At 69.4% G+C, this 13,759-nt stretch carries 14 protein-coding genes; 6 read left to right on the top strand and 8 right to left on the bottom strand.

Annotated features, from left to right (window positions below):
* Nucleotides 1-157 precede the first annotated feature (157 nt).
* The 4 genes from R2E43_RS21890 (at nucleotide 158) to R2E43_RS21875 (ending at nucleotide 4,982) form a co-directional block, all read left to right on the top strand.
* On the top strand, nucleotides 158-382 hold the full coding sequence (locus R2E43_RS21890; RefSeq protein WP_030871241.1) for a helix-turn-helix transcriptional regulator: 225 nt from the start codon (nucleotides 158-160) through the stop codon (nucleotides 380-382).
* A gap of 678 nt (nucleotides 383-1,060) precedes the next feature.
* Nucleotides 1,061-2,467 carry a DUF3631 domain-containing protein gene (locus R2E43_RS21885; protein WP_408649115.1) on the top strand — a complete coding sequence of 469 codons (1,407 nt, stop codon included), beginning with the start codon at nucleotides 1,061-1,063 and terminating at the stop codon, nucleotides 2,465-2,467.
* A gap of 300 nt (nucleotides 2,468-2,767) precedes the next feature.
* A complete protein-coding gene (locus R2E43_RS21880) occupies nucleotides 2,768-3,271 on the top strand; it encodes a hypothetical protein (RefSeq protein ID WP_332056493.1) in 504 nt (167 codons plus the stop codon).
* Nucleotides 3,261-4,982 carry a relaxase/mobilization nuclease domain-containing protein gene (locus R2E43_RS21875; protein WP_030871251.1) on the top strand — a complete coding sequence of 574 codons (1,722 nt, stop codon included), beginning with the start codon at nucleotides 3,261-3,263 and terminating at the stop codon, nucleotides 4,980-4,982. The genes R2E43_RS21880 and R2E43_RS21875 overlap by 11 nt, the downstream gene beginning before the upstream one ends.
* 24 nt (nucleotides 4,983-5,006) lie before the next feature.
* On the opposite strand, the gene R2E43_RS21870 is transcribed toward R2E43_RS21875, so the two are convergent.
* Genes R2E43_RS21870 through R2E43_RS21850 form a run of 5 tightly spaced genes read right to left on the bottom strand, consistent with a single transcriptional unit; the run spans nucleotide 5,007 to nucleotide 9,536 of the window.
* Entirely contained in the window at nucleotides 5,007-5,537 is a 531-nt protein-coding gene (locus R2E43_RS21870) for an AAA family ATPase (protein ID WP_030871254.1), read from the bottom strand.
* 39 nt (nucleotides 5,538-5,576) lie between these two features.
* Nucleotides 5,577-6,452, bottom strand: coding sequence for a glycosyltransferase family 2 protein (locus R2E43_RS21865; RefSeq protein ID WP_030871257.1), 876 nt, complete (start codon nucleotides 6,450-6,452; stop codon nucleotides 5,577-5,579).
* Complete coding sequence (locus R2E43_RS21860) at nucleotides 6,446-7,681, bottom strand: glycosyltransferase family protein (protein WP_030871260.1); 1,236 nt, start codon at nucleotides 7,679-7,681, stop codon at nucleotides 6,446-6,448. Before R2E43_RS21860 ends, R2E43_RS21865 begins: the two co-directional genes overlap by 7 nt.
* Nucleotides 7,678-8,382: a hypothetical protein gene (locus tag R2E43_RS21855; protein ID WP_030871263.1), complete on the bottom strand. Its 705-nt coding sequence runs from the start codon at nucleotides 8,380-8,382 to the stop codon at nucleotides 7,678-7,680. The genes R2E43_RS21860 and R2E43_RS21855 overlap by 4 nt, the downstream gene beginning before the upstream one ends.
* Nucleotides 8,379-9,536: a glycosyltransferase gene (locus tag R2E43_RS21850; RefSeq protein WP_030871266.1), complete on the bottom strand. Its 1,158-nt coding sequence runs from the start codon at nucleotides 9,534-9,536 to the stop codon at nucleotides 8,379-8,381. The genes R2E43_RS21855 and R2E43_RS21850 overlap by 4 nt, the downstream gene beginning before the upstream one ends.
* 141 nt (nucleotides 9,537-9,677) lie before the next feature.
* On the opposite strand from R2E43_RS21850, the gene R2E43_RS21845 reads away from it, so the two are divergent.
* Nucleotides 9,678-10,652 (top strand): helix-turn-helix domain-containing protein, encoded by a 975-nt coding sequence (locus R2E43_RS21845; RefSeq protein ID WP_326651852.1) that lies wholly within the window; start codon nucleotides 9,678-9,680, stop codon nucleotides 10,650-10,652.
* Nucleotides 10,649-11,218 (top strand): peptide deformylase, encoded by a 570-nt coding sequence (locus R2E43_RS21840; protein WP_030871272.1) that lies wholly within the window; start codon nucleotides 10,649-10,651, stop codon nucleotides 11,216-11,218. The genes R2E43_RS21845 and R2E43_RS21840 overlap by 4 nt, the downstream gene beginning before the upstream one ends.
* A gap of 65 nt (nucleotides 11,219-11,283) precedes the next feature.
* Here R2E43_RS21840 and R2E43_RS21835 read toward each other — a convergent pair whose 3' ends face one another.
* From R2E43_RS21835 to R2E43_RS21825, 3 genes are all read right to left on the bottom strand, one after another.
* Nucleotides 11,284-12,024 (bottom strand): hypothetical protein, encoded by a 741-nt coding sequence (locus R2E43_RS21835; protein WP_030871275.1) that lies wholly within the window; start codon nucleotides 12,022-12,024, stop codon nucleotides 11,284-11,286.
* The gene (locus R2E43_RS21830; RefSeq protein ID WP_051815146.1) at nucleotides 12,021-12,428 is read right to left on the bottom strand and encodes a hypothetical protein; all 408 of its coding nucleotides are present in this window, start codon (nucleotides 12,426-12,428) and stop codon (nucleotides 12,021-12,023) included. Before R2E43_RS21830 ends, R2E43_RS21835 begins: the two co-directional genes overlap by 4 nt.
* Before the next feature lie 229 nt (nucleotides 12,429-12,657).
* Entirely contained in the window at nucleotides 12,658-13,371 is a 714-nt protein-coding gene (locus tag R2E43_RS21825; protein WP_158709861.1) for a hypothetical protein, read from the bottom strand.
* Nucleotides 13,372-13,759 lie beyond the last annotated feature (388 nt).

Genomic DNA, 13,759 nt, shown 5'->3' with positions numbered 1-13,759 from the left:
ACTTTTTGGTCAACCGGCGATTCGCCCTTACGGTTATTCCCTCTTCGATCGCCCCACCGTTCGGGCCGACCGAAGAAGCCCTAGAAATACATGCGGACAGAGTCGAAGGTGTGGCTTTTCTGCCGCACCCGTCTCCTGCAACCGATATGGAGTGCCCTTGCCCAACGGATTCCCTCGCCCCGCCACGGCCGCGACGCGCGGCCCGCTCGCCACGCCGGCTGAGATCGCCGCCTACCTCGGGGTGCCCGTGAAGACCCTCTACCAGTGGAAGTACCGGGGTATCGGCCCGAAGGTCCACAAGGTCGGCCGACACCTGCGCTACCGCTGGCGCGAGGTCGACACCTGGCTCGACCAGCAGACCTCGTACGACCTCACGGCATGACTCACCGGGAAACAGAGCGGCCCTCGGCGCGCCAACGCCGGGGGCCGGAGATTCCCCTACGCATCGCCCATCCCTGAACGACTGAGCCGGTGAGGGTCGGGACCTTGCCCGTCCTGCCCCTCACCAGAGAGGAACGTCTATGGAGGACTCTACGTCCCCTCGCACTTCGAGTGCATCCGCCAACGCGGAAACCAGGCCCAAGGTTGTCTGGCCGCCCGCGGCGGTCCCCGGACAGGGAACGGTCCCGCGCAACGGGGACCGAGCCGAGTCACGGTCCCCTCGCCAGGGGACCGGCGACGGTCCCCACGGCGGGCACGGTCCCCTGGGCCCGGATGCCGGGGACCGGTCCCATCGTGCGGGGACCGGGAACCAACCGCACCACGGTGTTGCTCCGCTGCCGCCGAAGGGAGCGGCCTGGTCCCACGACCAAGCGCGGGCCACCGAGCAGATATCCGCTGACGAGGAAGAGATGCAGGTCAGCGGCGTGCGGACTGGACCACGGGATGCGGACGATTCCGGTCCGGACGGACCAGTGCCCTCCCCGAAGGCGGACCATGAGCCTGGTCCCGGTCCCCTGGTCCCCAATGTGGGGACCGGTCCCCAGGGCGCGGGCGTGGCACCAGGGGACCGTGCGGTAGGGGACCGCGGTCCCCAACGGGCTGCGGGACCGACGGTCCCGTGGGGACCGAGCAGGTACAGAGCGGGACCGTGGTCCCGGATGACGGTTCGGGGACCGGGGACCGTGGGGGCGCCGGCGTCGAGGTGACCGGTGACGGGGCCGTGCTGCTGGATGAGCTGCAGGCGGCGATAGGCCGGTACGTGGTGTTGCCGAGTGAGGAGGCGCTGACGGCAGTCACCTTGTGGGTGGCGGCCTCTCACATCCAGCCCGCCCTTCAGCACGCGCCGCGCCTGGCGGTGGTGGGGCCGACCAAGGGGTGTGGCAAGTCCCGTGTCCTGGATGTGCTCCACGAGACCGTGCACCAGCCGATGATGACGGTCAACACGTCTCCGGCGGTGGTCTTCCGCGTCATAGGCAAGAACCCGCCGACGCTGCTGGTGGACGAGGCCGACACCATCTTCGGCCCCAAGGCCGGCGACAAGGAGGACCTGCGCGGCCTGCTGAACGCAGGGCACCAGCGCAACCGGCCGGCATGGCGGATCTCCGGGCCGGAGCACAAGCCGACGGCGTTTCCCACCTTCGCCATGGCCGCGCTGGCCGGGATCGGCGACCTGCCCGACACGATCATGGACCGGGCGGTCGTGCTGCGCATGCAGAAGCGCAAGCCGGGTGAGCGGATCACCCCGTTCCGCTCGCGGCACTCCGTGCCTGAACTGCACGCGGTGCGTGACCGGCTGGCCGCGTGGCTGACGCCGCTGCGTGGCGCGGCTGCCGGTCTGGTGCCGAAGATGCCGGTTGAGGACAGGGCTGCGGACACGTGGGAGCCGCTGGTCATCGTCGCCGACCTGGCCGGCGGCCACTGGCCCGCGAAGGCCCGCGCCGCCTGCTTGGCGATGACTCGGCACGAGGCCGTCCACGACGAGCAGACGACCCTGAAGACGAGGCTGCTGCGTGATGTCCGCCGCATCTTCGAACAGCAGGGCAACAAGGAGGCTCTGCGCTCGCAGGATCTGCTCGCCGCTCTCCTGGCAGATGCTGAATCTCCATGGCCGGACTACGGCACCAAGGGGCTGACCGCCTTCCACCTGTCGGCGCTGCTGCGGGACTTCGGCATCCGCCCGGCGAACTATCGCTTCGAGCAGGGCCGTCAGGCCAAGGCGTACGCCCGCAATCAGTTCCTCGACGCCTGGGCCCGCTATTGCCCCGACCCCGCCCAGTCGGCCCCCGCAGCCGGGCACGAGTTCACGCCCGTACGCCCAGCCGGGGCAAGCTGCCCGCCCCTCCGACCGGGTCGCTGCCTGTCGGCCCGCCCGGCGGCACCGCAGGCCCCAAGCCCGCCCGCTGAACCCACTCCCTGGGTCCGTCTCAGTCCGTCCCGTCCGTCCCCGCGCAGGTCAGCGCGGGGACGGACTTCCTCGCCGGGACGGAGATGCCCGTACCTGCAGCCGAGTCCGTACCTGTCCTGACCAGCCACGGGACGGCTGCGACGGACGTGACGAAGCCCTGCCCACATGCCACCGGAGCACCACCATGCACGACAACAACACGGACGATGCCCCCTCCCGCCACCGCAGGGGACTGTTCAGGCTGGCCCGCCGAACAGCAGCAAGCTGGAGCGAACGAGCCTCTAACGAGGCTTCGTCCGCGCTTGCCCCCGCCCCAGGGGGGCGGAGGAAGAGGCCGGGCGCCAGCGGGCGCCCGAGCCTGGGGAGGGGACGACCGAGCCCAGCACCGCACCCGGCGCCGGCTGCGCCGCCCCGTGCCCCGTGCAGCCTGCCGATGCCCGACCGCCCATTGAACAGCCTGCCGAAACGACGCCTTCCGATGAGCAGCCTTCGTGGCGCGAGCCCGACGCCCCGGCACTGCCCGCGCTGATGAACCGCAAGCGCACCACCGAGAAGCGCGACCAGGAAAAGACCATCCGCTTCACCCCGACCGCGGTTCGCATCATCGCCAAGGAGGCCGAGCGGCGCGGTCAGAAGTTCGCCGGGTTCGTCGGCGACGCCGCGCTCGCTGTCGCCCTCGGCAAGGCGGGCATGGTCGGCAGTCCGGAGGACGATCCCCTCCGCCCGCTGATCGAGGCCGTCGAGGCTCACACCGTCGCGCTGAACCGCATCGGCAGCAACCTCAACCAGATAACCGGAGCCATCCACCGAGGAACCGTTCCCGAGCACGCGGAGGCCGTGCTCGCTCGCGTCGAGCGGACGGCCGAGAGTAGTTACCGGCTGATCGACCAGTTCCTGGCGGAGAGGCCCGGCCATGGTGCCTGACGTCTCCACCGGATCCAGCACCCTCGGCCTGATCAACTACCTCTTCGGCCCCGGGCGGCGGGACGAGCACACCGACCCGCACATCGTCGCCGCCTGGGACATGGCCGGCGCCCCCGACCCCGGCCGCGACCACGAAGCCACCTACAGCCAGCTCGCCAGGCGCCTGGACCACCACGTCGACCTGCGCACCCGCGAGCTGGGCGGCCACAAACCGCCGCAGCACGTGTGGCACTGCCCGGTACGCACCGCACCCGGCGACCGCTACCTCACCGACGCCGAGTGGGCAGAAGTCGCCCGCCGCATAGTGACGGCCACCGGCATCGCGCCCGAGGGCGACGAAAAGGCGTGCCGGTGGATCGCCGTACGGCACGCGGACGACCACATCCACATCCTCGCCACTACCGTCCGCGCCGACGGCCGACGCCCGCGCACCCACCGCGACGGCCAGCGGGCACAGCAGGAGTGCCGCAAGATCGAGGCCGAGTTCGGCCTGCGCCGCCTGAAGTCCGGCGACCTCACCGCACCGCCCACACCGACCGGCGCCGAGCGCGCCAAGGCCGAGCGCCAAGGCCAGGACGTCACCGCGCGGGAGTGGCTGCGCGAGCAGGCGTACGCCGTCGCTGCCACCGTACGCAGCATTGACGGCTACTTCACCGTCCTCACGTCGCTCGGCATCCAGGTCAAGCAGCGCATCGGCCCCGAGTCAGGCGAGATGACCGGCTACAGCCTGGCCGCCCCCGGCGACACCGCCCAAGGCGAGCCGGTCTGGTACGGCGGCTCCAAGCTCGCCCCCGACCTGTCCTTCAACCGCCTGTGCGAACGCCTCCCCACCCAGGACGTAACCGAACGCCCGCAGCACATCAAGGACCCCCACACGTCATGGCGTCGTGCCGAGAGCGCCGTGCGCACAGCCCGCACCGTCCTCGACTCGGGAGACGACGCCGCAGCCCAAGGCCAGCTGAATGCCTTCAGCGACGCTCTGCATAACCTGGCCCGCGCCACTCACGGCCCGCACCAGGCCGAACTACAGGCAGCAGCGACGGCGTTCAACCGTTCCCGCCGCTCGGCGATCCGGGCCGACCACCAGGCCGCCACCTCCCTGCGGGACGCCGCCAAGGAACTCGCCTACGCCACAAACGAGCCGGGCGGGCTCGCCATCGCCCTCATCTTCGCCGCCCTCCACCTGGCCCGCGCCGCCGCAAATTGGCACGCACAGCGCGGCCACCAGCAGCAGGCGGCCGCAACTGAACAGACCCTCCTCCACCTGCGGACCGGCTACCAGCAGGCCAGCGAGCCGGTCCTGGCAGACCTCTCCCGCCGAGCCCCACGCCAGCAGACCATCGACCGATTCGAGGCCACCGTGCGCCAAGCACTCCCCGACCACGCCGACCAGATCCTGGCTGATCCTGTCTGGCCCGCCCTCACCACCACGCTCGCCCGCGCCGAGACCGCCGGCCACAATGCCCGCCAACTCCTGAGCGAGGCTGCCGCCGAGCGTGAACTCGACACCGCGGACTCACCGGCACAGGTCCTGGTGTGGCGCATCACCGCCCAGCCGAACAAGCGCGTGCAAGCAGCGCGCAGGCGAAGCACTGTGAACGCCACGCCCTTCGTGTCCGTACCACCTCAGCCTGCGCCTACGGCGGTGCGCGAGCAGAGCGCTGAGCGCAGCCAACGCCAAGCCCGCAGCAGACCACGTCATGGTCGGTGATAACGAGCAGTCAGTGGGTCTGCTTCAGTCCTGCTTGTGCCTGGCCGCAGACAGCGCCGCCACGAGCGCGTCAAGGTCTCCGGTGCAGACGATGACTTCTTCGTCGTCGGCCGGGGGGTCGAATCGGGCGAAGAAGTCGTCGAGGGCTTCGGGTGTGACGGTGAGGGCGTTGGCGTCCTCGCGCTGGTTGCGCTCGGCGAGGCGTCCCAGCAGCTCTTCCCGGTCGGCGGGGAGGTAGACGACGAGCGGATGGGCGCCCGCTTCGCGGGCGGCCTGCTGCCAGGCGTCGCGCTCGGCGCGCCGCCACAGCCCGTGGTCCAGGACGACGTCGTTACCAGCCTCCAGCTCCTTGACGAACCGCTGCCGGATCGCCTCGACCACTGGTCGTTCGCGCTCGAAGTAGGTGTGCTCGGGGTAGTCCACGCCGTATCGGCCGTGGAGGCGGTGCACCTCCTCGTCCACGGACAGCCGCGTGTAGCCGTGGTCGGCCAGGGCTCGGGCGACGGTGGTCTTCCCGGAGCCGGTGATGCCGGCCAGGAGAACGGCGAGGGGCACGTGGTCATCCCTTTCGCGATGAGCTGTCCGTGGGCGCGGTCATTGTCTCTGATCCTGGCAGGTGTGCGCGTGCGGTCGCCAGGCCGTGACGATGCTGCGGGCCTCGCTGGGCCAGCTGAACGGCATGCGGTCCAGGCTCACCCGGCGGAAGGCGAACCGCGGATCGCTGGTGTTGATCACTCCGCCGTACTGGCCGACGTGCGACAGGAGGCGGCTGGCCTCGTCGCGCACGGCCGGGGTCTGTTCCTGCCATGTGCCGGTCGAGAAGTGCTGGACCCGGCGGCGGAGGTCGTCCAGGACGCCCGAGCGCCACTTGAAGTGGTGAACCGCGCAGATGCGGTTGGCATCCGGACGCTGTCCGGGGGCCCTGTGGTTGCCGCCTGCCACGGTGACATCGTGGCGGGCGAGAACGATCTTGCGGGGGTCTCCGTGCAGAAGCCGGTGGGTGAGGTGCCCGCCGAGGGGATAGGCGAGATCCAGTCCGCCTTCGGGCCTCCAGCCGGTCAGGCGCCCGCTCGGGGCGATCCGGTCGAGCATCAGGCCGCCCACCACGCGGTGCCCGGACTTCTCTGCCTGGGCGATCACCTCACTCAGCGGGGCGGGGTGCTGCTGGAACTCGTCGGCGTCGGCGAGCAGGTGCCAGCCCGGGCCGGCCCGGTGCCGCAGGGAGTCCCTGAGCTGGGTGTTGGTGTGCTCGTGCCACGGGCCGGTGCTGGTGCCGGTGGGGATGATGCCCAGTTCGCGGCTGGCGGCCTGGAGTTCGTGCCGCTGCTGGTCGGGCACGTGCTCGGGGAAGTGGAAGGCGATCAGGAACCGCTCGACGCCCAGCCACCGGTAGTGGCGGACCCAGGCGGCCAGCAGCGGGGGTTCGACGGGGCCGACGACGGCGATCAGCGCGGGAGGGGTGCTCAGCATCGGGAGTCCTTCGTACGCAGTGAGGCGAAGGTGCGGGTGAGGAAGTCGGCCTGCTCGGCGGCCGACCGCATCCCCAGCAGGTGGGGCGCCTCGGGACCGGGCCGCTCGGGCGGCTGACGGATGACGCTGTGCAGGGCCTCGGCGAGGGCGTCCGGGGCGCTGGCGGTGAAGGTCAGGGCCCAGGGCCGGCCGCTCAGGCGGGCGGTGAGACCGGGGTCGTGGTCGGAGACGACGAGGGGGACGCCGAGGCGGGCGGCGTCCATCACGAGCCCGGACTCCTTGCCGACGCCGGGGCAGCGGGTGACCAGGGCGGCGTCGGCGGCGGCGTAGACCAGCCGCAACACCGGTTCACTGACCGGTCCGGGCATCGTGTGGAGGTGGATGTTCGGCAGGTCACGCCATCGGGCGAGCACGGCTTCGTCGAGCGGGATACCGGTGACCACCAGGTGCAGAGGATCCTTCAGTAGGGGCAGGGCGGCGTCGATGACTCCGATGTCCTTGTAGGGCCACCAGCCGCCGACGAGGCACACCGAGGCTTCGCCGGTGGGGATGTCGAAGGCGGTACGGCCGCCGTCGCGTTCGGCGTCGGTGAGGCGGCGGCCATCGTCGACCGCGAAGGCCCGCACCACCGCGGGCAGGTCCGGGAAGGCTGCCGTGAACTGATCGCCTACGGCCTGGGTCGGGCACACCGCCAGAACCTGCCTCTCGCCCCGGCGGGCGAGCCGTCCGAGGAACCGCACGGCAGCGTCCTCGGTAGTGACTTGTTCGTGGACGAACCGCAAGTGCGGCAGCCCGCCAAGGAGAGCGGCGGCACCGTGCAGGGCCTCGCTCGCGCTCAGGATCACCACCGCCTCGGCGCCGGGCGCCAGCCGGCGGGCGGTCCGCAGGGCCGACGCCTCCGCAAGGCACCGGGCGATGAGGGTGATCTGGTGCGGAAGCCGCCGCAGGAAGCGCGGCCAGCGGCGCGAGCGGAAGACCCGCAGGCCAGCCCTGGAGAGCCCGGCCGCAAGGCGGCAGGCGGCCAGCAGTACGGCCGCCGGGTGTCCGGCCGGTGCGGTCACCAGCCGGGCCCCGGCCTCGCGCAGGGCCGCCACCGCCTCGCGGACGATCCCGTGCGGGGCGATCACCAGGCTGCTGGGCCGGGCCTGGGCGAGGGCCACCATCGTGCGCTGGTGGTGCCCGCCCAGGCGGTCGGCGTACGGCTCGATCAGCACCAGGGGGCCGGTCACCCGGCCACCGCCTGGTCCCCGTGGGCGGCGGTGAACCTCTCCCGCAGCCACGTGGGGTCGTTGAGGTGGTCGAACTGTCCGGGGGCGCGGGCGAACTCCTTGGCGAAGGCGACCCCTTCGCGGGCCCCGGCGGCGGCGTACGGGGCGAACTCGCCGCTGCGGCTCTTTGTCCATGCCTCCACCCGCTGGCGGGAGTCGTCGTCGGCCATGCCGTACTCGCTGCCGCGGGCGAGCATCACGCACTCGCGGAAACCGGCCTTCCACGCGTGGAATGGGCTCTGGTTGAACCTCGTGATCCCCGCGGTCTGCTGGGCGAACTCGATCCGTCCGGGCAGGGCAGCGAGTACGTCCACGGCCTCGCCCATCTCGCGCAGGGCACTGCGGCGGACCAGTTTCAGCCCGCCGTAGCCGTAGGTCAGACCGTTGACCGGGTTGACCGCCCGCCACACCCGCATCGAGACGCCCTCGTCCAGAGGCTCCACCGTGGCGGGGTCGAAGCTGGCGTCGATGGCGAAGTCCCCGTCGGCGAGGAAGAACTGCTCGTGGTCGACGACCTCGGCACACAGACGGTAGGCCCGGCGCATCCCGTGCACGCCGTGCAGGCGCTTGACCGTGCCGCCGAGCGTGCGCTGGAGCCGGGAGTGCAGAGCGGTGGCCATCGGCTCGTCGTACGAGAGGAGAACCGCGTCGAAGCTGTTCACGAGACGGCCTCCAGGTAGCGGGCCGCGATCAGGGCGGGGGTGAAGTCGGCGGTGGAGGCGTGGGCTCGCTTGGCGTGCAGGGCATGGAATTCGGCGTCCGTGGCGAGCCGTTCGGCCAAGGCGACGGCCTCGGCCGGGGTGGTGAAGCACAGCTCGGGGTCGATGTGCTCGGCGAGCCAGCCGAGGCGGGGCGAGATGACCGGAAGGCCCATGCCCTGGCAGTCGATCACGCTCATCGACCAGGGGCAGCCGGGCCGGAACGGGGCGATGCCGAAGCGCGCGCCGGCCAGCAGGTCCTTGTAGCGGACGCGGTCGCCCCGGTCGGAGACGACCTGAACGTGCAGCAGGGCGGCGAGCTGGTCACGCATCTTCTCGGGGCTGTCGTCCAGGCCCTTGCGCTCCGCCCGGCGCTGGCCGAACAGGTCCATGACCCGCAGCCTGACGGTGCCGGACGCGACCAGGTCGCGGGCCAGGTCCACGAACTGCCCGGTGCCGTAGTGCGCGTACAGCCGGTGGTTGTAGACGCCGATCGCCCCGGCGCCGGAGGCGGGCTGCGTGGTGGCGGGGTCGCGTACCAGACGCTCGTCACGCGGGGCGGGCACCACTCGCAGCTTCTCGCCGAGGTCCACGGTCATCCGGGCGGCTGCCGCCGACACCCAGGACGCGGCCGTGGAGGAGTGGACCAGCACCCGGTCACAGGCGGCCAGTCCGGCGGCGAACGCCAGCAGCACCGGCCGTCCGAGCCCCGCGTCGTTCAGGGACGGGTCGAGCTGGAGCTGGCCGCCGCTCGTGAAGGAGAACGGCAGGTAGTGGCAGTAGCCGGCCAGTAGGGCGTTGGATCCGGCCTCCAGTAGGGCCGTGCGGATCGCCGGGGCCTCCTCGATCTGGTTGGCCACGACTACGTCGGGCTTCTCCGCTCGGATCAGTGCCACCAGCTCGTCGATGTCCCCGGAGAAGCGGGCCCGGTACTTCGTCGCCGGCACCTTCGTCTGGTGGAATCCGCAGCGGGCATCCCCGGCCGGAGCCGGGGCCGCGACCGTCACGTCCGCTCCGGCATCCGCCAGAGCCGGGGCAAGCAGGTCCGCGAAAATCCACCCCGAGTCGGCCGAAAGCCGGTCGGGGTTGGAGATGTTCAGCAGGTACAGCACGCGCATGTTGCTTCGCCTCCCTCATCCGCCCGGAGGGTCGATCCGGGCCAGTAAGGGAAGGAAAGCGGCGACGCAGGCCGTGACGGGATGGTGAACTTGGATCACTCACGGTTCATTCATGCTCACCAACGATGACGCGGGGCTTCGATGGAAGCGCAAGGCGAGGAGATCACCGCCGAGCAGGCGGCCGAGGACTACGCGGCCGAGGTGGCGCGCTGGCGGGAAGTACGCGGCATGTCCAAGAGGGCGTTGGCGCTGGCCATGGGCTTCGACCCGTCCTACGTCAGTCACGTGGAGTCGGGCCGCCACAAGCCCAGCGAGGAGTTTTCGCGTCTCGCCGACGAGTCACTGAACGCCGGGAAGGCGATCTGGAGACGCTGGTGCGACTACGAGCAGGCAAAGGCCCGTACCCGGCGGCCGGCGGCGCCGCCGCCCGCCCAGCGCAGGCCGGAACAGCCGTATGCGACCGGATCGGCCCTCGTCGTGGAACACGACGCGGCACGGCTCGAGTACGACGGCAGCTCGTACCGGCTGACCATGCGCCGGAGGCTACGGAACACCGGCGAGGAGCCGGTGACCCGCTACCTGATCCGCATCTCCGTGGACCGCTACCCCGGCGACCCTGAGCAGTCCAACGCGCACTACCGAGCCCATCCGTTGACCTGGGACGAACTCGACCTCACCGCCACTTGCCGGGGCGAGGCGATGCGGTGGCAGGCCAAGCACGACCGCGACGCCTTCAAGGAGGTGTGGCTGCTGTTCGACAACGAACACGGCCGCTTCCCGCTCTATCCCGGCGAGTCCGTGTGGATCGAGTACGCCTACACCGTCGGCGACGAGAAGTGGGGCAACTGGTTCCAGCGAGCCGTACGCCTGCCCACCGAGCAACTGGAAGTCCAGCTCGCCTTCCCCGCCGCCCTTGACCCCGTCGTGTGGGGTACCGAGACCTCCATGACCGCCGAAGCCTCCCCGCTGCGAACCCCGCCCGTCCGCAGCGACCACGGTGAACTACGGCAATTCACGTGGATCACGACCACACCCGCCCTGCACGCTCGGTACCGTCTGGAGTGGCGGTTTCGGGCACAGACCGAACGCGACACAGATCAAGGGGAGTTCAGGTGATTGACGTGCGGCCCAGCCAGCAGATGCGAGACCTCGGAGTCGTCCAACACGGCGCCGGCATCCTCGCCGAACCGGCCCGCGCCTTCGACCTGCCCGCCGAACGCGACGAGGCCGAACGCATCACAGACGAACTGTTCGCCGCCATGGAACGGATCGGCCAGGTCCACCCCTTCGCCAAGGGCATGGGCATCGCAGCCCCGCAGATCGGCATCGCACGAGCCGCCGCCGTCGTCCAGCCGCCCGGCGACGCCCCCGCCATCATCCTCCTCAACCCCCGGATCACCACCCGCTCCGAGGAGATGGACGAGCAGTACGAGGGCTGCCTGAGCTTCTTCGATGTCCGCGGCCTCGTCCCCCGCCCCCTGAAGATCACGGTGGAGACCACGGCCCTGACCGGCGAGACCGTGACCACCGTGTACGAACGCGGCCTCGCCCGCCTCATCCACCACGAGATCGATCACCTCGATGGGCTCCTCTATACCTCCCGGATGCTGCCTGGAGTCGAACCGATCCCCGTGGACGAGTACCGCCAGACCGGCCGGGCATGGACGTACGAGGAAGCCTGATCAGCCTGTCCTCATGGACTGGACACTGGGCCTGTCGTTCACTTCAGGGGCGCAGGCTGAGCGGCTCAACGGTTCACCACGTAGAAGATGAAGGCTGCGCCGATTCCGAGGCCCCAGAAGAATGCGACGGCTCGCGCCCGGTGGTCGGGAAGGATCTCCGGTGGAGGTGGCGTCACAGTGGCCTCGATCCGCTCGGCCACGCGATTAAGTGCGGTCCCTATCTCCTCCATCCGGCCAAAAGGCTTGTCCCTGTTCTGCAGTCTGTCCATGTCCCTGACCAGTTGGTCCAGAGAACTTAGACTGCCCTCAAGGCGCGTGACCAAGCCGCTGAGGTCATCGCGGCCTTGCGAGCTGACGGTCCCCTCGAAGCGACTAACAACCCTGCTGAGCTCGTCAAGGTCGAGCTGCTTGGACACCTTGTCGAAGGTGTCTGCGGCGTGAGAAAGCTGACCTGCGACGTCCTCGTTGATGCTGTGGCTTGCGCGCATGAGCAACGCGGCGACATCCTCGTTGATGCTCTGGGCAGCACGCGAGAGAGTGTGAGCGACATCTTCGTTGATGCTGCTCGCCGCCAGCGCGAGCAAGCTCGCGGTATCAGGGGAGATCAACCCGTCGTCCAGAGCCTCTTCAAGCAGCTCGGCCAGGGCGGGAGAATCCTTAGAGACCTTCCTGAGTAGCGCTTTGGTCTTCGCATCGACTGCCTCAATGCGGATATCGCCGTGGTTATCACCACCTACGAAGGCACCGTCTCCGTGGTTGTGCTGCTCAGCGATGTGCCGCTCCGGCTCCGGAACGGCGGACGTCACTGCCCCTCCTGCCCATCGACGCGGATAGTGCCGTGGTTGTCGCCGCCGATGAAAGTGCCGCGCCCGTGGTTATGCTGAGAACCGATGTTGACCGTCTTCGTGCCGGACGGCGTCGCAGAGCGCAGCGCCTCGATGTCCGCTCGGGCCTCGGGGTAGGCGGTGAGGAACGCGGTCAGCACGCTGCTCCACTGAGCAGTGACCTCGGCCTGGGTAACCCGGCGCTGTTCCAGGGCCTCGGCGTGCTCATCAAGCGCACGCAGCGCATGGGACTCTTCCTGCGCGGCCCCGCGCCGGAAGATTGCAGAGATCCGGGTGCGCAGGACGTCGGCCCGGCCTTGAAGCAGGTAGGCGAGAACGTTGCTGGCGGCGCCGGTGGCGACGGCTATGGCTGCTGCGTCAAGCATGGAAGCCCCCCGAGGTAGATGCCGAGCACGGCGCTACGCGCCTCCGTGACGGATAGATAGTCCCTCGCAACAGAGCCCAAACACCGAGGCTCTTGAGTAACTGGCCACCGTTTCCCGGCAGTTGGCTGGAAAGCATGCTCCTGAACGGCGGAATCCCTGTGGATCGGGCACGAACCACGCCCGCTGCAGCAACTCTGATGATCGGAGCACGTTGGAGGGGTACGCGCCGTCAGGGGCAGGATGCGCAGCCGGCGCAGAGTGGCCACAGTCTGAGCACTTCCGGGCGCATGCCATCAAGGTGCACAACGGACATGCCCTTGGAGTCCGTCACGGTGAGCCGGAGGATGCCGTCGAGCCTTGTTATGTTCATGCCCATCTTGATCGTCGCGTCCGGATCAGGTCGAAGAAGGACGGGTTCATTCCTGGTGGCCAGGACTGCCCAAAGAGAGAGGTGCTGCGGCACCTCGCCGGACTGCCGTAGGTCTGCGAGGAGGGCCGGAACCTCTCCGCTTGACGGGAAACCATCCTTGGCTTTCCATGTCAGTCCCGTGTAGTGAACGCGAGGATGGTGGCACATCAGGACAGTTTTGATGAGCCACCGAGACAGCGAAGCGATGTCACTCCGTGATGACGTGAATATCATCCGACCCTGGAGCAGCTTCGGCAGGTGCTCAGCGGCCGGCTTCTCAAAGGTCTCGTTCAACCACTGGTTGCACGAGACACAACAAGGCACCCGGATGGCGCTGAGACTGCTGTTCAGCTTCCTGGTCTCTTTCTCTCTGCGCCCCTGGTAGGTCGCGGCGTACATGTCGTACGCCTCACCAAGCACGAGGTCGTTCGCATCACCTAGGAGCTTCAGCAGCTGCTCAGGCAGCGCGTGCTCGCCGGTGGCCTTCTTCACCTGAGCCGGACAGAGGGCACAGGTGTGCCTCTTCGCAGACATGAGTCAAAAGCCTAGCGACCCGCGTGTCTGCGTAGCAGCGGATTTTCAAAGAGCCGTGCCGGGGTGGCCCGTCAGATAGGCGCACGCGGAACGGATTCAGCACACATGAGGACGGGAAGCCCCGCGAACACGTGAGAACTACGGAGGGGTATTTTCCCAGGCCAGACACCCTGCAGTCGACGTTTCCGCAGGTCACAGCCCCGACCAGGGAAAACTCCTAAAGCGGGTGTCGCAGGTTCGAATCCTGCCGGGGGCACCGGTTCAGAAGGGGCCCACCTCCGAATTTTCGGAGGTGGGCCCCTTCTCACATCCACGTCCGACATCAACGCGGACGGCCCCTCGCGATCAGGACGACCAGGGCGCCGCTTCCTGAACAGCCGGTCCATGT

This window comes from Streptomyces violaceoruber (assembly GCF_033406955.1).
Taxonomy (GTDB): Bacteria; Actinomycetota; Actinomycetes; order Streptomycetales; family Streptomycetaceae; genus Streptomyces; species Streptomyces violaceoruber.
The sequence above is the reverse complement of the archived record's forward strand: the minus strand, read 5'-3'. Positions and strand labels throughout refer to the sequence as shown.

Bases quoted from the DNA above. Each gene is read 5' to 3' on its own strand.
- R2E43_RS21875 (WP_030871251.1), top strand. From the start codon at position 3,261: ATGGTGCCTGACGTCTCCACCGGATCCAGCACCCTCGGCCTGATCAAC.
- R2E43_RS21865 (WP_030871257.1), bottom strand. From the start codon at position 6,452: ATGCTGAGCACCCCTCCCGCGCTGATCGCCGTCGTCGGCCCCGTCGAA.
- R2E43_RS21850 (WP_030871266.1), bottom strand. From the start codon at position 9,536: ATGCGCGTGCTGTACCTGCTGAACATCTCCAACCCCGACCGGCTTTCG.
- R2E43_RS21845 (WP_326651852.1), top strand. From the start codon at position 9,678: ATGGAAGCGCAAGGCGAGGAGATCACCGCCGAGCAGGCGGCCGAGGAC.
- R2E43_RS21830 (WP_051815146.1), bottom strand. From the start codon at position 12,428: ATGCTTGACGCAGCAGCCATAGCCGTCGCCACCGGCGCCGCCAGCAAC.
- R2E43_RS21825 (WP_158709861.1), bottom strand. From the start codon at position 13,371: ATGTCTGCGAAGAGGCACACCTGTGCCCTCTGTCCGGCTCAGGTGAAG.